This is a genomic window from Streptomyces sp. NPDC039462 (assembly GCF_055639375.1).
The window spans coordinates 1,755,022-1,780,481 of sequence record NZ_JBVKAO010000001.1; the positions used below are offsets into that span (position 1 = coordinate 1,755,022).

2 protein-coding genes are annotated in these 25,460 nt (G+C 73.2%); both read left to right on the forward strand.

Annotated features, from left to right (window positions below):
• Positions 1-38 precede the first annotated feature (38 nt).
• Complete coding sequence (locus tag ACZ7LU_RS07215; RefSeq protein ID WP_471915969.1) at positions 39-14,114, forward strand: amino acid adenylation domain-containing protein; 14,076 nt, start codon at positions 39-41, stop codon at positions 14,112-14,114.
• A complete protein-coding gene (locus ACZ7LU_RS07220) occupies positions 14,111-25,399 on the forward strand; it encodes an amino acid adenylation domain-containing protein (RefSeq protein ID WP_471915970.1) in 11,289 nt (3,762 codons plus the stop codon). The genes ACZ7LU_RS07215 and ACZ7LU_RS07220 overlap by 4 nt, the downstream gene beginning before the upstream one ends.
• The last annotated feature ends 61 nt before the right edge of the window (positions 25,400-25,460 follow it).

Genomic DNA, 25,460 nt, shown 5'->3' on the forward strand with positions numbered 1-25,460 from the left:
GACCCTTCCGCTGTTGCCGCTGTGAGGAGACAGAGACGATGACCCGATCCCTTGTCGAGGATGTCTGGCCGCTGTCGCCGTTGCAGGAAGGGCTGCTGTTCCACGCCGCCTTCGACGACCAGGGGCCGGACGTCTACCAGGGGCAGCGCATGCTGGAGCTGGTCGGACCTCTGGACGTGGAACGGCTGCGACGGTCGTGGCAGGCACTGCTGGCCAGGCACGGCGCGCTGCGGGCGAGCTTCCGGGGCCGCAAGTCCGGGGAGGCGGTGCAGGTCATCGCGCGCGAGGCCGTGCTGCCGTGGAACATGGTGGACGCTTCCGGCCTGCCGGAGGACGCGGCCCTCGCAGAGACCGAGCGGCTGGCGGCTCGGGAGCGGACGCAACGCTTCGACCCGGCGAACGCCCCGCTGCTGCGGCTCCTCCTGGTCCGGCTGGGCGAGGAAAGGCACCGGCTGGTCGTCACCAGTCACCACGTCGTGATGGACGGCTGGTCCATGGCGGTGCTCTTCAACGAACTGCCCGCCGTGTACGCGGCGGGCGGCCACACCCGGGCCCTGCCCCGCACGACGTCCTACCGCGATTACCTGGCCTGGCTGAACCGGCAGGACAAGGGTGCCGCGCGGGCCGCCTGGCGGGCGGAGCTTGCCGGGGCCGACGAGCCGACGCTGGTGGCACCGGCGGACCCGGGCCGGACGCCCGTGACCCCCGAAAGCCTGATCACCCACGTCTCAGAGGAGCTGACGCAGGGCCTCGCCCAGGCGGCCCGTGCCGTCGGAGTCACGGTGAACACGGTGATCCAGGGCGCGTGGGCGCTGGTCCTTTCCCGCCTCGCCGGGCGTACCGACGTCGTCTTCGGTGCCACAGCGGCCGGTCGCCCGGCCGAACTGCCGGGCGTGGAATCGATGATCGGCCTGTTCATCAACACGCTCCCGGTACGCCTACGCCTCGACGGCGCGCAGCCCGTCGCGGAGCTGCTCACCGCCCTCCAGGAACGCCAGGCCGGCCTCATGGCCCACCAGCACCTCGGACTGCCCGAGATCCAGAAACTCGCGGGCCCCGGAGCGGTCTTCGACACGATCGTCGTGTACGAGAACTACCCGCGCCCCCCGGAGGAGGAACCCGCCCCCGGCACCTTCGCCATCCGGTTCCTCGGCGGCGAGGAGGCGGCGCACTACCCGCTCACGCTGGTCGTGGCGCCCGAGGCCGACCGGATGGGCTTCAAGCTCGACTACCGCCCCGACCTGTTCGACCGTGCCGCCGCCCAGTCGGTCATCGACCGGCTCACACGGGTCCTCGAACAACTGGTGGCCGATCCGTCGCTGCCCGTGGGACACGTCGACGTGGTGGGCGCGGCGGAGCGGTCGCTGGTGGTGGAGGGCTGGAACGCGACACAACGGCCGGCACCGGTGGGGACCGTCCCTGAACTGATCGCCCGCCAGGTGGAACGCGCACCGGGCACGGTGGCGATCGCGGACGGTGAACGGTCCATTTCCTACGGGGAGTTGGATGTGGCGGCGGGTCGTCTGGCGTCGTATCTGGCGGGTGTGGGGGTGGGGCGTGGTGATCGTGTCGCGGTGGTGATGGAGCGGTCGGTCGATCTGGTGGTTGCGCTGTTGGGGGTGTGGCGTGCTGGGGCGGCGTATGTGCCGGTGGATGTGGAGTATCCGGGGGAGCGGGTGGCGTTCCTGCTGGAGGACTCGGCGCCGGTAGCGGTCGTCTGCACGGAGGCCTATCGGGGCGTGGTTCCCGCGGATGTCGGGGCGCGGCTGGTGGTGCTGGACGATCCGGGGGTGCGTGCGGCTGTTGCGGGGTGTCCGGTTGGCCGCTCGGTCGTCGGGATCGGGGCGGAGGACGTGGCGTATGTGATGTATACGTCGGGGTCGTCGGGGGTGCCGAAGGGTGTGGCGGTTCCGCATGGTGCGGTGGCGGGGCTGGTGGGGGATTCGGGCTGGTCGGTGGGTGCGGGTGATGCGGTGTTGATGCATGCGCCGCATGCCTTTGATGTGTCGTTGTTCGAGGTGTGGGTTCCGCTGGCGGCTGGTGGCCGTGTGGTGGTGGCTGGGCCGGGCGTGGTCGATGCGGGCCGTATTCGTACCGCTATTGCCGGTGGTGTGTCGGTGTTGCATGTGACGGCGGGGATGTTCCGGGTGCTTGCGGAGGAGTCCCCGGAGTGTTTCGCCGGGCTGAAGGAAGTGCTGACCGGTGGTGATGTGGTGCCGGCCGGTGCGGTGGCACGGGTGCGGGAGGTGTGCCCGGACGTGGCAGTACGGCACCTCTACGGCCCCACCGAGATCACCCTGTGTGCGACATGGCATGTGCTGCCGGTGGGTGCGCCCAGCCGTCCGGCCCTGCCGATCGGGCGCCCGCTCGCCAACCGGCAGGTGTACGTCCTGGACGCCTTCCTGCGCCCGGTCCCGCCCGGTGTCACGGGCGAGCTCTACATCGCCGGGTCCGGCCTGGCATGCGGTTACCTGCGACGGCCTGCCTTGACGGCGGAACGCTTTGTGGCGTGCCCCTTCGGCGGGGCCGGGCGTATGTATCGAACCGGCGACCTCGTGCGCTGGTCCGGTGAGGGTGAGTTGTTGTTCGTGGGGCGTGCGGACGAGCAGGTCAAGATCCGTGGGTTCCGGGTGGAGCTGGGCGAGGTCGAGGCCGTACTTGCCGGACATGAGTCCGTGGGGCAAGCAGTGGTGGTGGCTCGCCGGGACACCCCGGGCGGTGAGAAGCGCCTCGTGGGTTACGTCGTGCTTGATAACCGGCACGACGTGGATCCCGAGCAGATACGTGCGTACGTGGCGGGAGTGCTGCCCGAGTACATGGTGCCAGTGGCGGTGGTGGTTCTGGACGCCTTGCCGTTGACGGTGAACGGGAAGGTGGACCGGGCGGCACTTCCCGCGCCGGACTTCGCGGAGCGGGTGTCGGGGCGTGAGCCGCGTACGGAGGTGGAGCGGATCCTGTGTGGGCTGTTCGCCGAGGTGTTGGGGTTGGAGCGGGTCGGGGTCGAGGACGGGTTCTTCGAGCTGGGCGGTGACTCGATCAGCTCCATGCAGCTGGCATCCCGGGCCCGCCGCGCCGGGCTCGTCCTCACACCCCGCCAGGTCTTCACCGAGAAGAGCCCCGAACGGCTGGCACTGGTCGTTGAGACGGCGGCCGACCGTGATGTGCGGACTGCGGACGTCGGTACCGGCCCAGTTCCGTGGACGCCGGTCATGCGGGCGCTGGGTGAGCGGGCCGCACGGCCGGGGTTCGCGCAGTGGGTGGTGCTGGGTGCCCCGGCCGGACTGGGCCTGGATGTTCTTGCGGCAGGCCTCGCAGCCGTTCTCGATACGCATGACATGTTGCGGGCGCGCGCTGTTCCCGGTGAGGCGACGCTGGTCGTGGGTGAGCCGGGGTCGGTCGATGCCGGGGCTTTGGTCTCTCGTGTCGACGCGACGGGTGCCACTACGGATGTGTTGGGGGAGATCGGGGTGGCGGCCGCGCAGGAGGCGGCGGGGCGGCTGGATCCGGTGTCCGGGGTGATGGTGCGGGCCGTATGGGTGGATGCGGGGCCTGAGCGGCTGGGTCAACTCATCTTCGTAGCGCATCACCTGGTGGTGGACGGTGTGTCCTGGCGGGTGCTGGTTCCGGACCTGCGGGCCGCGTGTGAGGCGGTGGCCGAGGGGCGTGCGCCGAAGCTGGAACCGGCCGGGACCTCGTTCCGCCGCTGGGCGGAACTCCTGGCGACGGAGGCGACCGACGAGAGCCGGGTCGCGGAGCTGGACGAGTGGCTTGAACTGCTGGGCGAGGCTCAACAGCCCATCGGACAACGGGCTGTCGACCCCGACGTCGACACCGCTCGGACCCTGCACCAGCAGACCTGGGTGGTGCCGCCGGAGCAGGCCGAAGCGTTGCTCGGTCCGGCACCTGCTGCCTTCCACTGCGGCGTCGACGACGTCCTGCTGGCGGCCCTGACGGCCGCCGTCGCGCACTGCGGGCCGGAGGCAGCGGCGGCGTCCGGCCTACTGGTGGACGTCGAGGGGCACGGTCGTGAGCCGAGCGGCGACGTGGATCTGTCACGCACGGTGGGCTGGTTCACCAGCGCACACCCGGTCAGGGTCGACGCGAGCGGTATCGATCTCACCCAGGTCATGGCGGGTGGACCCGCAGCCGGGACGCTGCTGAAGACGGTCAAGGAGCAGTTGCGCGCGGTCCCGGGTGACGGACTTGGCTACGAACTGCTCCGCCACCTCAACCCGGAAACAGCCCTGCTTCTCCGCGCCCGTCCAGCCCCTGAGATCGGCTTCAACTACATGGGCCGCTTCGCCGGGGGCGCGCCCAGGGAGCATCAAGGGGAATCGCGCGCCTGGCAGTTGGCAGGCGAGACCGCGATCGGCGGCACCGTCGCCCCGGATCTTCCCCTGCCGCACGCCCTGGAGGCGAACGCGTCCGTTCGTGACACGGCCCACGGGCCCGAGCTGGAGATCCGGCTCAGCTGGCCGGGCGGAGTGCTGACGCGGGACGAGGCCGAGCGGTTCGGCCGTACCTGGGTGGCGATGCTGGCCGGCCTTGCCGCGCACACCACCGCCGACCCCACCGTGGGCGGACACACACCCTCCGACTTCCCCCTCCTCGGCGCTGCCCTCACGCAGGCCGACGTCGACAGGGTGGAGGCGGCGGTGCCGGGCCTGGCCGACGTATGGCCGTTGTCGCCGTTGCAGGAAGGCATGCTGTTCCACGCCACGTACGACCGGGAAGGCCCCGACGCCTACCAGAGTCAGCGTGTGCTCGCCGTCGACGGCCCGCTGGACGCCCGGCGGCTGCGGGCGGCCTGGGAAGCGCTGGTCGCCCGGCACGACGCGCTGCGCGCCGGCTTCCACCGCCTCGCCTCGGGCGAGGCCGTGCAGGCGGTGGCCCAGCGCGTTGAACTTCCTTGGAGCGAGGTCGACTTGACGGGCCTCGCCTGGGAGGACGCCCTCGCCGAAGCGGACCGACTCGCCGAGAACGAGGCGGCGGCGCGGCTTGACCTGACAGTTGCGCCACTGCTGCGCCTGCTGCTGATCCGCCTCGGCACGGACCGGTACCGGCTCGTCGTCACCAGCCACCACATCGTGGCCGACGGATGGTCGACGCCGGTCATGCTCAACGAGGTCTCGGCGACCTACGCGGCAGCCACCGCGACCGACACCGTCATCGCCGTCACTGCCAAAACGACCGCCACGCCCCCGACCCGGTCGGCCTCGTACCGGGACTACCTCTCCTGGCTGGGCAGCCAGGACAAGGAAGCCGCGCGGGCCGCCTGGCGGGCGGAGCTCGCCGGGACCGACGAGCCGACGCTCGTGGCGCCCGCGGATCTCGGCGGCGGCCTCGTCCTGTCCGAGGAACGTTCGGTGCGGCTGTCCACGGAGGCGACGCGGGCCCTCACCGAATGGGCCCGTTCCCAGGGGCTGACCGTCAACACCGTCGTGCAGGGCGCGTGGGCGCTGGTCCTCGCCCGCCTCGCCCGGCGTACGGACGTCGTGTTCGGTACGACGGTGGCGGGGCGGCCACCGGAGATTCCCGGCATCGAGTCGATGATCGGCCTGTTCATCAACACCCTGCCGGTACGCGTACGCCTCGACGGCGCGCAGCCCGTCGCGGAGCTGCTCACCGCGCTGCAGGAGCGACAGGCCGCGTTGCTCCCCCACCAGCACACAGGCCTTGCCGAGATCCAGGCGCTCGGCGGGCCCGGCGCGGTCTTCGACACGATGCTGATGGTCGAGAACTACCCCCGGAACACCTCCCGGCTCACGGACACAGCCACCAGCACCGACACCACTGCCAGCACCCATACCACTGCCGGCACCGACACCACCGCCGGCACCGCCCCCACCCCCGTCACCCTCACCCAGCTCAGCAGCCAGGCGGGCACCCACTACCCGCTGGCCATAGGCGTCGTCCCGGACGACCGCATCGAGGTCCGGGTGACGTACCGGCCGGACGTGTTCGACGGGCAGCGGGCCCTTCAGGTAGGCCGGCAGCTCATGCGGGTGCTCGAGCAGATCGCGGCCGACCCGGCGTTGCGCGTGAGCGACATCGACGTACTGGAGACGGCCGAGCGCACCTCGGTCGTGGAGCGGTGGAACGACACGGCCGGCCCGGTCCGCACAGGGACATTGGGTGCGCTCTTCGACGAGCAGGTGCGCCGCTCCCCGGACGCGCCGGCCGTGATCGGGGCGGGCCGGCAGTGGACGTACGCCGAACTCGGCCGGGCGGCCGACCGTGTGGCGCACGAGCTGGTGACGCGCGGCGTACGCCGGGGGCACCTGGTCGGCGTGATCATGGAGCGGTCCGTGGACGTGGTCGCGGTGCTGCTGGGCGTGGCCCGGGCCGGGGCGGCGTTCGTACCGGTCGATCCCGCGTACCCGGCGGAGCGGATCGCGCACGTGCTCGCCGACGCGGACCCCGCACTGGTCGTGTGCACGACGGCGACCGAGCCGGTGATCCCCACGGGCACCACCCGCGCCCCCCGCTGGGTGCTGGACACCCCGGTGTCCGCCTCCGCGCTCGCCAGGAGTGCAACCTGGCCGGTTCGGCCCGCGTGCCGCGTGGAGGACCCCGCGTACGTGATCTACACCTCGGGTTCGACGGGTACGCCCAAGGGCGTGGTCGTCACGCACGGCGGCATCGGCAACCTCGCCACCGGCCAGATCGAACGCTTCGCCGTACGACCGGACTCACGTGTCCTGCAACTGGCCTCGTGGAGCTTCGACGCCGCCGTCTCCGAAATGTGCATGGCGCTGCTGTCAGGCGCCGCACTGGTCGTGGTCGACGGTGAAAGGCTGCCGCCGCACGGCAGGCTGGAGGAGGTCGCCGCCGAGTTCGGCGTCACCCACATGACCGTGCCCCCGTCGGTCCTCGGGACCGTCGACGCCCTGCCGGACACCGTGGAGACACTGGTGGTGGCGGGCGAGGAGTGCCCCTCCTGGCTGGCGCGGCGCTGGTCGGACCGTCGCCTGGTCAACGCGTACGGCCCCACCGAGGTGACCGTCTGCGCGGCGATGAGCGAACCCTTGCGGCCGGCGGCGGGGGTGGGCCCCGTCCCGGTTGGCCGCCCCTTGGTCAACACCCGTGCCTACGTGCTCGACGTCTTCCTGAAACCGGTGGCCCCGGGGACCGTGGGCGAGCTGTACGTCGCGGGGCCCGGCCTCGCGCGCGGCTACCTGCACCGGTCCGGCCTGACGGCGGAGCGCTTCGTGGCGTGCCCCTTCGGCGCGGGCGGGCGGATGTACCGGACCGGCGACCTCGTGCGCTGGTCGGCCGAGGGTGAGCTGCTGTTCGTGGGGCGCGCGGACGCGCAGGTCAAGGTCCGTGGGTTCCGTGTGGAGCTGGGTGAGATCGAGGCCGCACTCGCCGGACACGAGTCGGTCGGTCAGGCGGCGGTGGTCGCCCGCGAGGACCGCCCCGGCGAGAAGCGCCTTGTCGGATACGTCGCGCCTCATGACCAGGAGGACGCCGATCCCGAGCAGCTGCGCGCGTTCGTGGCGGGGGTGCTGCCGGAGTACATGGTGCCGGTGGCGGTGGTGGTGCTGGACGCGTTGCCGTTGACGGTGAACGGGAAGGTGGACCGGGCGGCTCTGCCCGCGCCGGACTTCGCGGAGCGGGTGTCGGGGCGTGAGCCGCGTACGGAGGCGGAGCGGGTCCTGTGTGATCTGTTCGCCGAGGTGTTGGGGTTGGAGCGGGTCGGGGTCGAGGACGGGTTCTTCGAGCTGGGCGGTGACTCGATCAGCTCCATGCAGTTGGCATCCCGGGCCCGCCAGGCGGGCCTCGTCCTCACGCCCCGCCAGGTGTTCGAGGAGAAGACGGCGGAACGGCTCGCGCTCGTCGTGGAGACGGCGGCCCGTGAGGTCGCGCCCGCCGATGTCGGTGTGGGCGAGGTGCCCTGGACGCCGGTCATGCGGGCGCTGGGCGACCGCGTCACCAGCGCCGAATTCGCGCAGTGGGTGGTGCTTGCCACCCCGGCCGGGCTGCGCCCGGACGTCCTCGCGACGGGGCTGAACGCCGTACTTGACACGCATGACATGCTGCGGGCCCGCACCGTCCCGGGCAAGCCGAAGCTGTTCGTCGGTGAGCCGGGAACGCCGGACGCCGAGAGCCTGACCATCCGCGTGGACGCGTCGAACATCGGCGCGGACGGCCCGGACCTGGGCGAGCTGGCCCGGTCCGCTGTGGGCCGACTCGACCCGGCAGCGGGTGTGATGCTGCAGGCGGTATGGGCCGACGCGGGCCCCGAACGAACCGGTCAACTCATCCTTGTCGCCCACCATTTGGTCACGGACGGTGTGTCCTGGCGCGTCCTGGTCCCGGACCTGCGGGCCGCGTGCGAGGCGGCGGCCGACGGGCGGACGCCCCGGCTCGACCCGGCCGGCACGTCGTTCCGCCGCTGGGCTGAGCTGCTGGCCTCCCAGGCGACCGACGAGAGCCGGGTCGCAGAGCTGGAAGACTGGCTGGCCCTACTGGGCGAGGCCCAGCAGTCACAACAGGCTCGGCAGAGCCAACACCCCGTCGCGCGACGAGCGTTGGACCCCGACATCGACACTGCCCGGACCGCGCGCCGCCGTACCTGGGTGGTGCCACCGGAGCAGGCCGAGGTGCTGCTCAGCCGTACGGCGACCGCCTTCCACTGCGGTGTCGACGACGTCCTGCTGGCGGCACTGACAGCCGCCGTCACGCACTGCGGGCCGGAGGCGGCGGCGTCCGGCCTCCTCATCAACGTCGAGGGACACGGTCGGGAGCCGATCAGTGACGTGGACCTGTCGCGCACGGTCGGCTGGTTCACCAGCGCACACCCGGTCAGGGTGGACGCGAGCGGTATCGATCTCACCCAGGTCGTGGCGGGCGGGCCCGCGGCCGGGACGCTGCTGAAGACGGTCAAGGAGCACCTGCGCGCGGTCCCGGGCGACGGACTCGGCTACGAACTCCTCCGCCACCTCAACCCGGATACGGCGCCTCTGCTCCGCGCCCGCCCCGCCCCGGAGATCGCCTTCAACTACATGGGCCGCTTCACCGGGGGCGCGCCCAAGGAGCACCAAGGCGCGCCCCACGTGTGGCAGTTGACCGGCGAGACCGCGATCGGCGGAACCGTCGCCCCCGACATGCCCCTGCAACACGCCCTGGACGCCGGGGCCGCGGTGCGCGACACCCCGGAAGGACCGGAGCTGACGCTCACGCTGAGCTGGGCGGGCGAACTGGTGCCGGAGGCCGAGGCCGAGCGGCTCGGCCGGACCTGGGCGGCGATGCTGGACGGCCTTGCCGCACATACCATCGCCGACCCCGCCGCGGGCGGGCACACACCCTCCGATTTCCCCCTCATGGGCGCCGCCCTGACGCAGGGCGATGTGGAGGACCTCGCTGCCGCGGTGCCCGGACTGACCGACGTATGGCCGCTGTCGCCTCTGCAGGAAGGCATGCTGTTCCACGCCACCTACGACGAGGACGGCCCTGACGTCTACGAAGGCCAGCGGGCCCTTGAGCTCGACGGCCCGTTGGACGCGGCCCGGCTGCGCGACGCGTGGCGGGCCCTGGTACGTCGGCACCCGACCCTGCGCGCGAGCTTCCACCGCCTGGCATCGGGTGAGGCCGCGCAGGTCGTGGCGCGAGACGTGGAACTTCCCTGGCGCGAGGCCGACTTGACGGGCCTCGCCCAGGACGAGGTGCAGGCTGAGACCGAGCGCCTCGCCGCGAGCGAACGCGCGGAACGGATCGATGTCACGCGGGCGCCGCTGATGCGGCTGCTCCTGATCCGCCTCGGCGAAAACCGTCACCACCTGGTCATCACCAGCCACCACATCATCATGGACGGCTGGTCCCTGCCCGTCCTGATCGGCGACCTGTCCGCCGCCTACGAGGCCCTGGCGACGGGCGGCGACGAACGGGACCTGCCGGCGGTGACGTCGTACCGCGAGTACCTGGCCTGGCTCGACCGTCAGGACAAGGAGAAGGCGCGGCAGGCCTGGCGCACGGAACTGGCGGGTCTGGACGAGCCGACGCTCGTCGTGCCCGCGGACTCGGTGCGCGTGCCTGTCGTGCCCGACCGGGTGCGCTTCGCGTTCCCCGAGGAACTGTCGCGGAGCGTCGCCGCACTGGCCCGCGACCGCGGACTGACGGTGAACACGCTGGTGCAGGGCGCGTGGGCGCTGCTGCTCGCACGCCTCGCCGGGCGCACCGACGTGGTGTTCGGCGCCACCGTGGCGGGGCGGCCCCCCGACCTGCCCGGCGCGGAATCGGCGATCGGCCTCTTCATCAACACCCTCCCCGTGCGGGTCCGCCTCGACGCCCGGCAGCCCGCCGCCGAGATGCTGGCCGGACTCCAGGAACGCCAGGTCGCCCTCATGGCCCACCAGCACGTGGGCCTCTCCGAGATCCGCCAACTCGCCGGAGTGGGCGCGGACTTCGACACGCTCGTCGTCTACGAGAACTACCCCCACCCGCCCGCGACCGACGCGTCCCCCGGGGCCCTCACCATCCGCCCCGCGGGCATGCCGCAGGACATGGGCCACTACCCGCTGACCTTCGTCGTCTCACCGGGCGAACGCATGCAGGGCGACTTCGTCTTCCGGCCGGACGTGTACGACCGCGCCCGCGCCGAGCGGATGGTCGCCTCACTGGTGCGGGTCCTTGAACAGCTGGTCGCCGACCCGTCGGTTCCCGTGGGCCGCGTCGACGTCGCCGACCCCGACGTGCGCGACCGGGTCCTGCGCCAGTGGAACGCCACAGGAGCGCCGGCGGCCCCGGCGCCACTTCCGGAGCTGCTCGGCCGACAGGTGGTGGCATCGCCGGACGCGGTGGCGCTGGAGGCGGGTGAAGAGCGGCTGTCCTACGCCGAGTTGAGCTCGGAGGCGAGCCGTCTCGCCCGGCACTTGGTGGCCGCGGGCGTGGGGCCCGAGGTCCGGGTGGCCGTGGTGGGGGAGCGGTCCGCCTCCCTGCTCGTCTCCCTGCTTGCGGTGTCGCTGGCGGGAGGTGTCTTCGTGCCGGTGGACGCGGGATATCCGGCGGAGCGGGTCGCGTACGTCCTGCGTGACGCGGATCCGGCGGTGGTGGTGTGCACGACGGCCTCGCGGGGTGTGGTGCCCGAGGGGTTCGCGGGGCGGGTCGTGGTGGTGGACGACCCGGTGGTGGCGCGTGAGATCGGGCGGCTTCCGGCGGGTCCGGTGCGGGACGCGGAGCGGTCGGTGCCGCTGACGGCCGCCCACGCCGCGTACGTCATCTACACCTCGGGCTCCACCGGCGCGCCCAAGGGTGTCGTCGTCACCCACGCGGGCCTGGAGAACCTCGCGCGGGCCCAGATCGACCGCTTCGGCGTGCGGGCCAAGTCGCGTGTGCTGCAGTTCGCGTCGCTGAGCTTCGACGCCGCCGTCTCCGAGCTGTGCATGGCGCTGCTCTCGGGCGGGACGCTGATCGTCGCGGGGGCGGACGAACTGCCGCCGCGGGTGTCGCTGGACGCGGTGCTGCGGGAGACGCGTGCGACGCATGTGACGGTGCCGCCGAGCGTACTGGCGGTCGAGGACGCCCTGCCGGACGAGCTGGAGACGCTGGTGGTGGCCGGGGAGGCGTGCCCGCCAGGCCTGGTGGACCGGTGGTCGCCGGGCCGGCGGATGGTCAACGCGTACGGGCCGACCGAGACCACGGTCTGCGCGGCGATGAGCGAGCCGCTGACGCCCGGCCGCGACATCGTCCCGCTGGGGCGGCCGATGACCGGCGTACAGGTCTACGTCCTGGACGAGTTCCTGCTGCCCGTGCCTCCGGGAGTGACCGGCGAGCTGTACGTGACCGGCGCGGGACTCGCCCGCGGCTACCTGGCACGTGCGGGACTGTCGGCGCGGCGGTTCGTGGCCTGCCCGTTCGGGGCGGGGGAGCGGATGTACCGCACGGGTGACCTGGCCCGGTGGACCGACCGGGGCGAGCTGCACTTCGTGGGCCGCGCCGACGACCAGGTCAAGATCCGGGGCCACCGGATCGAGCCGGGCGAGATCGAGGCGGTCATCGCCGCGCACCCGGACGTCGCGCAGGCCGCGGTCGTCGCGCGCCGCGACGGCCCCGACGACGCCCACCGCTTGGTGGCGTACGTGGTGGTCACCGACGGCGAGCGGCCTACCCAGCCTCCTGGCCCCGAGGGACCTCCCGGGTCCAGCGCCCTCCTTGAGCCCCCCGGGCTCCCCGCGTACGTCCGCGACCGGCTCCCCGAGTACATGGTGCCGACCGCCTTCGTCCCCCTGGAGCGGCTGCCGCTCACCCCCAACGGGAAGGTGGACCGGGCCGCCCTTCCGGCCCCCGACTTCGCCGGGCGGGTCACCGGCCGTGCGCCGCGCACCGCGACCGAGCGGGCCCTGTGCGACCTGTTCGCCGAGGTGCTCGGCCTTGAACGGGTCGGCGTCGACGACAGCTTCTTCGAACTCGGCGGCGACTCGATCATGTCGATGCAGCTCGCGTCACGGGCACGCAGGGCAGGATTGACACTCACCTCGCGGCAGGTGTTCGACGAGAAGACGCCCGAACGCCTCGCGCAGGTGACGGTGGCCGCCGAACCGGAGACCACACCCGACGACATCGGCGTCGGCGAGGTGCCCTGGACCCCCGTGATGCACGCGCTGGGCGAGCGGGCGACGAGCCCCGCGTTCGCGCAGTGGGTGGTCGTCGGCGCCCCGGCCGGGCTCGGCCTCGACGTCCTCTCGACGGGCCTCGCCGCCGTCCTGGACACGCACGACATGCTGCGCGCCCGGACCGTGCCCGGCGAGCCGAAGCTGGTCGTCGGGGAACGGGGGTCGGTCGACGCGGCGGCCCTGGTGTCACGCGTCGACGCGACGACGACCACCACCGCCACCACCGCAGCCGCGAAAGCCACCGCCGCCGTCACCCTCGACGAGATCGCCGGCCGCGCGGCCCAGAAAGCGGCGCGACAGCTCGACCCGTCCGCCGGAGTGCTGGCCCGGGCGGTCTGGGTCGACGCGGGCCCCGGCCGCACCGGCCGGATCGTGCTGGTGGTGCACCACCTCGTCGTCGACGGCGTGTCGTGGCGCGTCCTCGTCCCCGACCTGCGTGCCGCCTGCGAAGCGGCAGCGGCGGGCCACGCGCCCCAACTGGAGCCCGTCGGGACGTCGTTCCGCCGCTGGGCGGAGCTGCTGACCGCCGAGGCGGCCGACGAACGGCGGGTCGCGGAGACGGACGACTGGCTGGCCCTGCTCGGCAAGGACGAACAAGCCGTCGCCGCCCGCGCGTTGGACCCGGCCGTCGACACCGTACGTACCCTGCGCCACCGCTCGTGGGCCGTGCCGTCCGAACACGCCGCCACCCTCGTGGGCCGCACGCCCACCGCCTTCCACTGCGGCGTCGACGACGTGCTCCTCGCGACCCTCGCGGGCGCGGTCGGGCAGTGGCGGCCGGAGACCGCGTCCGGACTCCTTGTCGACATCGAGAGCCACGGCCGCCAACCCCTCGGCGACGTCGACCTGTTGCGGACGGTGGGCTGGTTCACCGGTGTGCACCCGGTGCGGCTCGAGGTGACCGGCGCCGACTTGGACGCCGCTAGGGCCGGCGGGCCCGCTGCCGGTACGTTGGTGAAGGCCGTGAAGGAGCAGGCCAGGGCGGTGCCCGGCGACGGACTCGGCCATGAACTGCTGCGCCGGCTCAACCCCGGGACGCGTCCCGTGTTCGAGGCCGCGCCGGCCGCGCAGATCGGCTTCAACTACCTGGGCCGGTTCGCCGCGGGCGGCGGCCGCGCCGCGGGACCGCCGGGGCCGTGGGAGATGACCGGTGAGACCGCGATCGGCGGCTCGGTGGACCCGGACATGCCCGCCACCCACGCACTGGACGCGAGCGCCGTGGTCAGGGACACCGCCGACGGGCCCGCACTGACCATCACGCTGAGCTGGGCGAGCCGGCTGCTGGAGGAGGCCGACGCCGAACAGCTCGGCAGGGCCTGGCTGGCGATGCTGGCCGGCCTGGCGGACCACACCGCCGACCCCACGGCGGGCGGACACACCCCATCCGACTTCCACCTCCTCAACCTCGCACAACACCAGATCGAGGAACTAGAAGCCGGATTCGCCGGCGAGAAGCCATGGCCCACAGCCACCAGCCGTTATGAGGAGACAGACCGATGACGACCCGATCCCGATCCCTCGTCGAGGACGTGTGGCCCCTCTCGCCGCTGCAGGAGGGGATGCTCTTCCACGCCTCCTACGACGACCAGGGCCCGGACGTCTACACCGTGCAGTCGGGCCTCGACATCGACGGGCCTGTGGACACGGATCGGCTGCGGGCGTCGTGGGAGGCGCTGCTGGCCCGGCAGGCCTCGCTGCGGGCCTGCTTCCGCCCGGTGACCGGCGCCCGGATGGTGCAGGTCATCCCGCGCGAGGTGGCGCTGCCCTGGCGGGAGGCGGACGTCAGCGGGCTCGTGGAGCCCGAGGCCCTCGCCGAGATCGACCGCCTCGCGGCCCGCGAGCGCGCCCAGCGGTTCGACCTCGCCGTCCCGCCGCTGCTGCGGCTCCTGCTCGTGCGGCTCGGCGACCGGCGGCACCGGCTCGTCATGACGTTCCATCACATCCTGCTCGACGGCTGGTCGATGCCGGTCCTCCTGAACGAGCTCTCCCAGGTGTACGAGGCGGACGGCGACGCCTCCGTCCTCGGGCGCGTGGCGCCCTACGGCGAGTACGTGGCGTGGCTGGCCCGCCAGGACAAGGACGCGGCACGCGCCGCCTGGCGCGCCGAGCTGGCGGGCGCCGACGGATCGACGCTCGTCGCACCGACGGACCCGAGCCGGGCCCCGGTGCTGCCCGACCACGTGCTCACCGACCTCCCAGCGGAACTCACCACAGGTCTGGTGGAGTTGGCGCGCGGCCGTGGCCTGACCGTGAACACCGTGGTGCAGGGCGCGTGGGCGCTGGTCCTGGCCCGGCTCGCCGGGCGCACCGACGTCGTCTTCGGCGCGACCGTCGCGGGCCGCCCGGCGGAGCTGCCGGGCGTGGAATCGATGGTCGGCCTGTTCATCAACACGCTTCCCGTGCGCGTACGCCTCGACGGCGCGCAGCCCGTGGCCGACCTCCTGGCGCGGCTGCAGGCCGCCCAGTCCGGCCTGATCGCGCACCAGCACGTCGGCCTCGCCGAGGTGCAGAAGCTCGCCGGGCCCGCCGCGGTCTTCGACACGCTCGTCCTGTACGAGAACTACCCGCTGCCGCCCGCGGGCCCCGAGCCCGGCCCGGACGCCGTGACCATCAGGCCCTCGGGAGCGTCGCGCGACGCCTCGCACTACCTGCTCACCCTGGTCGCCGTGCCCGGCGGCGACCGCATGCGCTTCAAGCTGGACTACCGGCCCGACCTGTTCGACCGGGCCGCCGCGGAGTCCGTCGTCCAGCGGTTCGTCCGCGTCCTCGAACAGGTCGTGGCCGACCCGTCGGCCCGCGTGAGCGACATCGACGTACTGGAACAGGCCGAGCGGACCTCGGTGATCGAGCACTGGAACGCGACCGGCCGCCCCCTGTCGGCCGGCTCGGTCGTCGAGGCGTTCGAGGGACGGGCCCGCCGGGCGCCCGACGCGACAGCCGTGCGATGCGGCGAAGACGCCCTCACCTACCGCGAGTTGGACGAGCGGGCGAACCGGCTCGCCCGGCACCTGACCGGACTCGGCGTCGGCCGCGAACACCGCGTGGGCCTCTGCCTGCCGCGCGGCACCGACATGATCGTGGCGGAGCTCGCGGTGTGGAAGGCGGGCGGCGCCTTCGTCCCGCTCGACCCCGACCACCCGGCCGACCGGCTCGCCTACATGATCGCCGACAGCGGCACCGACGTCGTCCTCGCCACCGGCACCGCCGTCGCCGGAGTACCCGTGGGCGCCGCCCGAGTGGTTCTCCTCGACGAGCCGGGGACCGCGCGGGCCATCGCGGCGGAGCCCGCCGGGCCACTGGGCATCCCGGTCGGCGCCGACCAACTCGCCTACGTCATCTACACATCGGGCTCGACCGGCCGCCCCAAGGGCGTCGCCCTCGCCCACCACGGTCTGCTGAACCTCGCCGAGGCGATGCGGCCCGCGCTGGACCTGCGCGACGGCGTCGTGATGCTGCAGTTCGCGTCCTTCAGCTTCGACGGAGCGGTCCTGGACGTCGCCGTCACCCTGGCGGCCGGCGGCACGCTCGCCATCGCCTCCGCGGAGGAGCGCACCGAGCCGACCGCCCTTGCGGACATGATCCGCACGACCGGCGTGGAGGCCGCGAGCGTCGTGCCGTCGGTGCTGCGCGCCCTGGACCCCGACACGGTCCCTGGCGTACGGAACTGGGTCCTCGGAGGCGAGTGGCTGACCGCCGACCTCGCGAGCCGGTGGACGACGCGGGCCCGGGTGTGGAACACCTACGGACCCACCGAGGCCACCGTGATGGCGACCGTCGGCCGGGTCGACGAGGGAATCAAACCGGTGGACGCCCCGCCGGCCATCGGCCGCCCGCTCGGCAACATGCGGACCTACGTCCTCGACGGCTTCCTGCGCCCGGTGCCCCCCGGCGTGACCGGCGAGCTGTACGTCGCAGGGCCGGGCGTCGCGCGCGGCTACGTGGGACGGCCCGACCTGACGGCGGAACGCTTCGTGGCGTGCCCCTTCGGGGACGCCGGGCGCATGTACCGCACCGGTGACCTGGCCCGCTGGACCGCCGACGGACAGCTGTCGTTCGCGGGGCGCGCGGACGAGCAGGTGAAGCTGCGCGGCTTCCGGATCGAGCCGGGCGAGGTCGAAGCCGTCCTCGCCGGACACGCGGCCGTGCGCGAGGCGGCGGTGATCGCCCGCGAGGACCTGCCCGGCGACAAACGCCTCGTCGCGTACGTCGTCCCCGCGACGGACGCCCCGCAGCCCGTGCAGGGGCAGGACGGCGCCGAGGGCCCCGCACTCGACACCGAGGCGCTGCGCGCCTTCGCCGCCACCCGGCTTCCCGAGTACATGGTCCCGGCCACGGTGGTCGTGCTCGACGCGCTGCCGCTCACCGTCAACGGCAAGCTCGACCGCTCCGCGCTGCCCGCCCCCGAACTCGCCGTGCCCGGCGGCCGTGACCCGCGGACGCCCGTCGAGGCCGTCCTGTGCGATCTGTTCGCCGAGGTGCTCGGCGTCGAGCGGGCCGGTGCCGAGGACTCGTTCTTCGCGCTCGGCGGCGACTCGATCTCGTCGATGATGCTGGTGTCCGGCGCCCGCCGCGCGGGCCTCGCGATCACCGCCCGGCAGGTCTTCGAGCACCGCACCCCGGCGGCCCTGGCACTGGTCGCCGTCCCGTCCGACACCGTCGGCACCGGCGTCGGCGACTCCGGCATCGGCGAGGTGCCGCTGACGCCCGTGATGCACGAACTGATCGACCGGGTCGGCGCCGACGCGGTGGGCCGGGTCGTCCAGTCCGCCGTGGTCGAGGCCCCCGCGGGCCTGCGCACCGAGACCCTGGCCGACGCGGTGCGGGCGCTGGTCGACCACCACGACGCGCTGCGGGCCCGCCTGGAGACCGGACCGGAGCGCCGCCTCGTGGTGTCCGGGCCCGGCACCGTGCCCGCCGGATCGTTCGTCCGCCGCTTCGACGCGACCGGTACGGCCCCCGACGACCTGCCGCGCACCATCGCCGAGGAGACCCGGGCCGCCGTGGAGCGGCTCGACCCGCGGGCCGGCGTCATGCTGCAGGTGGTCTGGCTCGACCTGGGCCCCGACACCGCCGGACGCCTCGTCCTGGTCGTGCACCACCTCGTGATGGACGCCGTGTCGTGGCGGATCCTGCTGCCCGACCTGGAGCAGGCGTGCGCCGCGACGGCCGCGGGCCGTACGCCCGAACTGGCGCCGGTGCCCACCTCGTTCCGCCACTGGGCGCGCGCCTTGGCGGAGCAGGCGACGGACGCGGCACGGACGGCGGAGCTCGACGCGTGGACCGAGCTGCTCCAGGGACCCGACCCGCAGCTCACCGCGGTGCCCATGGACCCGGCGCTCGACCTCGCCGACACCGTGCGGCGGGTGTCCGTGACCGTCCCCGCCGACGTCACGTCGGCGCTCCTGACCGGTGTGCCCGAGGCGTTCCACGCGGGCGTCGACGACGTGCTCCTGACCGGGCTCGCCGCCGCCGTCGCGGAGTGGTGCGACGGCGGCACGCCGGACGGCGGGTTCCTCGTCGACGTGGAGGGCCACGGCCGCGAGGCCCTGACCGAGACCATGGACCTCTCGCGCACCATCGGCTGGTTCACCGGCACCCACCCGGTACGCATCGACGTGGGAACGGCCGACGCCGACGACCTCGAAGACCTCCGCGACGGCGGCCCGGCCGCTGGCGAGGCCATCAAACGAGTCAAGGAACAACTGCGCGCGGTGCCCGGCGACGGGCTCGGCCACGGCCTGCTGCGCCGGCTCAACGCGGACACCGCCGCCGGGCTCGCGGCCCTGCCCACCGCCCGGATCGGCTTCACCTACCTCGGCCGGGTCCCCGGCGGCGCGCCGGACGACACCGGGGCACCCGCGGGCGACCCGGCGGGCGGCCGTTTCCCCGTGGCGCATCCGCTGGAGGTCACCGGCGTCGTCCACGACGCCACCGGCGGACCGCGGCTCACACTGAGCCTGGCCTGGCCGCGGCGGCTGCTCGACGAGACGGCGGCACGGGCACTGGTCGAGGCCTGGGCGGCGATGCTGACCGGCCTGGCCGCACACGTCGACGAACCCACCGCCGGCGGCCACACCCCCTCCGACTTCCCGCTGGTCACCCTCGACCAGGCACAGATCGAGAAGCTGGAGACGGCGGCCCCGGACCTGGTGGACATCTGGCCGCTGTCGCCACTGCAGGAAGGCCTCCTCTTCCACGCCCTGTTCGACCGGCAGAGCACCGACGTGTACGTCGAGCAGATGATCGTCGGCCTCGAAGGACCGCTCGACACGGCACGGCTGCGCGCGTCCTGGCAGGCGCTCCTCGACCGGCATGCCAGCCTGCGGGTGGGATTCCGTCAGGTGGCGGGCTCCGGGCAGTCCGTGCAGGTCGTCGCCGAGCGCGCGACCCTGCCGTGGCGCGAGGAGGACCTCTGCGGGCTCGACGAGGACGCGGCGTGGGAGGAGTCCGAGCGGATCGGCAGGGAGGAGCGGGCCAAGGGCTTCGACCTGGCGAAGCCGCCCCTGGTGAAAGTGCTCCTCGCCCGGATCGGTGAGGACCGCTACCGCATGATGGTGACGCTCCATCACATCGTGCTCGACGGCTGGTCGTTGCCCGTCCTGCGGCGCGAACTGTGGGCGTGCTACGAAGCCGGCGGCACAGCGGCGGGACTGCCGCCCGTGACGCCCTACCGCGAGTACCTGGCCTGGCTGGCACAGCAGGACAAGGAAGCGGCACAGGAGGCCTGGCGGGCGGAGCTGGCCGGCACGGACGAGCCGACGCAGGTCGTCCCCATGGCACCGGGCGCCGTCGCGGGGACGGACCCGAACGCGACGTCCGGCGAGGTCTTCGCCGTGGCGGGCCCCGCGCTCGACCGCGCGCTCGGCGAGCTGGCCCGCGCCCGCGGCGTCACCCTGAACACGGTCGTCCAGACCGCGTGGGCGCTGGTCGTCGGCCAGCTGGCCGGCCGCCAGGACGTGGTGTTCGGCGCCTCCGTGGCCGGCCGGCCCGCGGACCTGCCCGGCATGGAGAACATGCTCGGACTGTTCATCAACACCGTCCCCGTACGGGTGCGGTTCGACCCGGCGACGTCCGTCGCCGACGTCCTCGCGGACGTACAGACCCGGCAGTCCGTCCTGATGGACCACCAGTACCTGAGCCTGGGCGACATCCAGCGCGTGGCCGGCCGCGGGGCGACGTTCGACACCCTCATGGCGTTCGAGAGCTTCCCCACCGGCATGGACGCGTCGACGGAGGACGACGGGAGCACCCGCGAGCCGGGACCGGCCGGAGTGGAGCTCACCGAAGCCGGCATGCGCGAGTCCATCAACTACCCGCTCGGCCTGGTCGTGGACCCCTTGAACGGGCTGCGGATGCGGCTCACCTACCGCCCGGACGCCTTCGACGAGGAGACGGCCCGCGCCCTCCTCGACCGGCTGCTGCGCGCCCTGCGACAGATGGCCGCCGACCCGCAGGCCCCCGTCGGCAGGCTCCACATCTCCGACGCCGCGGAACGCACCCGCGTCCTGGAGACCTGGAACACCACGGACGTCCCCCACCCGGACACCTCCGTCCCCGAACTGTTCGCCGCGCAGGCGGTGCGCACGCCGGAGGCGGTGGCGGTGCGGTGTGGTGCGGATGCCTTGGCGTACGGGGAGTTGGAGGCGCGGGCGAATCGGCTGGCGCGTTATCTGGTCGGTCTTGGGGTGGGTCCGGAGTCGCGTGTGGGTCTGTGTCTGCCGCGCGGGGTCGACATGGTGGTGGCGGAACTCGCGGTGTGGAAGGCGGGTGGTGCTTTCGTCCCGCTGGATCCGGAGTATCCGGTGGACCGGTTGTCGTTCATGGTGGCCGACAGTGGTGCGGCCGTCGTGCTGGGCGTCGCGGAGAGCCTGGCCGAGGTGTCGCTCGGCGAGGCACGGACCGTACCGCTGGACGCTGCGGACATCGCGGAGGCCCTGGCGGCCGAGTCCGCCGAACCGCTGGCCGTGGCCGCGGGACCGGATCGACTCGCCTACGTGATCTACACATCGGGCTCGACGGGACGCCCCAAGGGTGTCGCGGTGGCGCATGGTGGCGTGGCGAACCTCGCGGCGGCGATGCGTCCGGTGTTGGGCGTCTCCGAGGGGACTGTCGTCCTGCAGTTCGCGTCGTTCAGTTTCGACGCGGCGGTGCTGGATGTGGCGGTGACGCTGTCCGGTGGCGGTACGTTGGCGATCGCCTCGTCGGAGGAGCGTGCGGAGCCTTCGGCGCTGGCGGAGATGATCGAGTCGGCCGGAGTGAGCACGGCCAGCGTCGTGCCCTCCCTGCTCACGATGCTCGACCCCGCCTCCGTCCCCGGAGTGCGCAACTGGGTCCTCGGCGCTGAGCTCATGACCGCCGGCCTCGCGAGCCGCTGGACGACGCAGGCGCGGGTGTCGAACACCTACGGCCCCACCGAAGCCACCGTCATGGCCACCGCCGGGCCCGTCGACGAGAACATCAGGCCGCAGGACAAGCCCCCGGCCATCGGACGCCCGCTGGACAACGTACGGACGTACGTCCTGGACGGCTTCCTGCACCCCGTCCCGGCCGGGGCGACGGGCGAGCTGTACGTCGCGGGGCCCGGCGTGGCCCGCGGATATGTGGGACGGCCCGACCTGACCGCGGAACGCTTCGTGGCGTGCCCGTTCGTCGAGGGCGGCAGCCGGATGTACCGCACCGGCGACCTGGCCCGCTGGACGGCCGACGGACAGCTGTCGTTCGTCGGCCGGGCGGACGAGCAGGTGAAGGTCCGCGGGTTCCGCGTCGAGCCGGGCGAGGTGGAGGCGGCGCTCGCGGCGCACCCCGGCGTGCGGCAGGCCGCGGTGATCGCCCGCGAGGACCGGCCCGGCGACAAACGCATCGTCGGCTACATCGTGCCGGAGACCAAGGACCTGGAGATCCAGTCCGTCCACGACCACCTGGCGAAGGAACTGCCCGAGTACATGCGGCCCGCCGCCGTGGTGGTCCTGGAGACACTGCCGCTCACCGCCAACGGCAAGGTCGACCGCGGCGCGCTGCCCCGGCCCGACTTCGCAGGACGCATCTCGGGCCGGGAGCCGGAGACCGAGCTCGAAGCGACCCTGTGCGCGCTGTTCGCCGAGGTCCTCGGCCTGGAGCGGGTCGGCGTCGACAACAACTTCTTCGACCTGGGCGGCGACTCGGGCCTGGCCATGCGCCTCTCCGCGCGGATCCGCGAGGAGCTCGGCCTCGAACTGAGCATGCGGCGGTTCTTCGGCGAATCCACCCCGCTGGGCGTGGCCCGCATGTTGACCTCGAAGGAGCTCCCGGAGCTGCGGCCGGTCGACCACCCCGACGAGATCCCCGTCACCGCCGGCCAGTTGCGCACCTGGCGGCTCGCCAAAGCCAACCCCGGTTCCGCCGCCCAGCGGACCTCGATCGCGCTGCGCCTCGGCGGCAGGCTCGACCGGGAGGCGCTGGAGGCCGCGCTGGGAGACGTCGCGGCACGGCACGACATCCTGCGGACGACGTTCGTCGGCACAGGTGCCGACAGCGCGGGCGATGACGTACGCCCCGAGAACGCCGGCCAGGACGACGTGCGCCAATGCGTTCTGGGCACCGAAGCCGCCCGTCCCGTCCTGCCCGTGACCTCCACGACCGAGGACGAGCTGCCGCGTCTCCTCGCCGACCATGCCGCGCACGAGTTCGACCTCGCCAGGGAAACGCCTTGGACGGCGCGCCTGTTCGCGCTCGCGGAGACCGACCACGTGCTGCTCCTCGTCGTGCACCGCATCGCCACGGACGACGCCTCGCTCATCGTCCTGGTCCGCGACCTGGCGGCCGCGTACGGCGCGCGCAGGGAGGGCCGCGCACCCGAACGGGCCCCGCTGCCCCTGCAGTTCGCCGACTACGCGCTCTGGGAGCAGGAGATGCTCCGGGACGAGGAGGACCGCGACAGCCTGATCGGCGAGCAGTTCGCCTACTGGAAGAAGGCCCTGGCGGACGCCGCCACCGAACTGGAGCTGCCGGCCGACAGGCCACGGCCGCCCCTGCCGTCCCACCGCGCCGACGAGGTGCCGCTGGCCCTCGACAGCGCCACGCACATCCGGCTCACGGAGATCGCCGAGGCCGACGGCGCGACCTTCTTCATGGTCGTGCAGGCCGCGCTCGCGCTGCTCCTGTCCGGGCTCGGCGCCGGCACCGACGTCACGCTCGGCACGGTGCTGCCGCGCCGGGACGAGGAGGGCGACCTGGACGGTCTCGTCGGCCCGTTCGCCGACCCGCTGGCCCTGCGCACGGAGACCTCCGGCGACCCCACGTACCGCGAACTGCTGCGGCGCGCACGCGACACCTATCAGCGCGCGGTCCAGAACCCCGACGTGCCCTTCGGCCGCCTCGTGGACGCGCTGGCGCTGCCCGAGGCGGGTCATCACCCCGTCTTCCAGGCGGTCCTCGAGATCCTCGGCGACTCCGCCGAGATGTGGGAGTCGCCGGAGCTGCCGGGCCTGCGCACCACCCGCCTGCCCGTCGGAACACCGGCGGCCGAGGCCGACCTCGTGGTCGGTCTCACCGAACGGCACGGCTCCGACAGCGGTCCGAACGGCGTCGACGGCACGATCCGCTACGCCACCGAACTGTTCGACCGGTCCACCGCCACCGCTCTCGCCCAGCGGTTCACCCGCGTCCTCCAGCAGGTCGCCGACGATCCCGAACTGCGGCTGAGCCAGGTGGAACTCCTCCTGGACGAGGCGGAGCGCCGCCGGGTCCTGGAGACCCACGACGCCACGGCGGCGCGGGTCCCGGACGGAACCGTCGTCGAGCTGCTCGCCGAGCAGGCGGCGCTGGCACCCGACGCCGTCGCCGTCATGGACCACGACGGTCTGCTCACCCACGGCGCGCTGGACGACGCGTCCGGCCGGCTCGCCCGGCGCCTCGCCGACCGGGGCATCGGCGCCGAGGACGTGGTCGTCCTGGCGCTGCCGCCCACCACCGGCCTCGTCGTCGCGCTGCTCGGAGTGCTCAGGTCAGGTGCCGCCTGCCTGATCGCCGACCCGAACCGGCCCATGGAGGACGTCGCCTCCTGCCTGCGGCAGGTCACCCCCGCCGCCCTGATCTGCGCGACGGCCCTGGCGCCGCTGCTCGGCGACGGCGTGACGGTGCCCGTCCTGCTGCTCGACGACCCGCGGCTCGCCGCGACCAACGGCGCCTCCCCGCAGGCCGGTCCACCGCTCGCGCCGCCCCTGCCCCGGCAGGCGGCACTCGTGCTCGGCGCCACCGCGGCGGACAGCGGCGACGGGACCGTCGCGGGCGCCGTCGTCGAGCACCGCACGCTCGTCGACCACGCGGTGCACCACCAGCACGCCGCCCCCGCACACCACGGGGTGACGCTCCTCGACGTACGGGCCCCGGTGTCCGCACTGCTGACACCACTGCTCTCCGCCCTGTGCGCGGGCGGCGGTGTCCGCCTCGGCACACCCGGCGAGGCCGCCGCGCCGGCCGCGGGCCCCACCGGCGCGCAACACCTCGTCACCACAAGGGAGTTGCTGCCGACCGCGCCGGACAGGGCGGCCGGTGAGGCGCCGTTCGCGGAGGTGACGGTGGTCGACACCGGCGGCCCCGCGGCCGTCGACGACACCCGGGCATGGCTGGCGGACCACCCCGGGACCACGCTGGTCGGCGCCCACGGCGCCGCGGAGACCGGTGGCCCGTGGCTCGGCCACCGGACCGGGCCCGGCGAGTCCCTGCCCGACCCGGCACCCGCCGGCAGGCCCGTGCCCAACACCCGCGCTCTCGTCCTCGACGACTTCCTGCGACCGGTCCCGCCGGGCGCCACGGGAGACCTGTACGTCGCAGGATCGTCCCTCGCCCGCGGCTACGCCGAGGCGCCGGGGACGACCGGTGAACGGTTCGTCGCCTGCCCGTTCGGGACCGGGGGCGAACGGATGCTGCGCACGGGCGAACGGGCCAGGCGGACCGCCGACGGCCTCCTCACGCTCCGCGGCAAGGGCCGTGCGGGCACCCGCACCGCCGGGCGGCGCGCGGGCGGCGACCACGGCGACCTGGAGATGCTGCTGCCGCTGCGTCCCAAGGGCAGCCTCCCGCCGCTGTTCTGCATGCACACCGGTACGGGACTGAGCTGGGCGTACGCCGCCCTGCTGCGGCACCTGCCGCAGGACCGCCCCGTGTACGGCGTGCAGGCCCGTGGGCTCGCAGAACCGGAACCGCTGCCGCAGAGCCTCGCGGAGATGGCGGCCGACTACGCGGAGCGGATCAGGACCGTCCAGCCCACCGGCCCCTACCACCTGCTCGGCTGGTCCCTCGGCGGCCTCATCGCCCAGGCGGTCGCCACCCACCTGGAGGAACAGGGCGAACAGGTCGATCTCCTCGCGGTGATCGACGGTTACCCCGAGGGCTTCGGCGGGGCCCAGTACAGCAACGTCGAACCCGCGGCGGGCCAGGACGACACCTCCACGCCCAGGGCAAGCGACCTCGGGCTGCCGCCCGACGAGAACATCGGCCAGGACATGGACGAAGGACTCAGGGCGAACATGCGCCAGGTCATCGACAACGTCGGACGGCTCACCCCGCACCACACGCCCCGCCGCTTCCAGGGCGACCTGCTGCTCTTCGTCGCGGCCGAGGACCGGCCCGCGGACACCCCGGCAGCCGTCTCCGGCGAGAGCTGGCGGCCGTACATCGGCGGCGACATCGAGTCCCACGAAATCGCCGCCGGCCACTACACCATGCTGCAGCCCGCGCCTTCGGCACAGATCGGAGGAATCGTCGCGGAAAAGCTCAGGGCCGCGACCGGCGCCGGAAAGGAGTGACACCGGAATATTGCCGTGGATTTCACAGGGCAAATTTCACAGGGCAAGGGCGAAAGGGACC

What these genes read in the sequence shown, in the direction of transcription:
- ACZ7LU_RS07215 (WP_471915969.1), top strand. Translation starts at nt 39, where the DNA reads ATGACCCGATCCCTTGTCGAGGATGTCTGGCCGCTGTCGCCGTTGCAG.
- ACZ7LU_RS07220 (WP_471915970.1), top strand. Translation starts at nt 14,111, where the DNA reads ATGACGACCCGATCCCGATCCCTCGTCGAGGACGTGTGGCCCCTCTCG.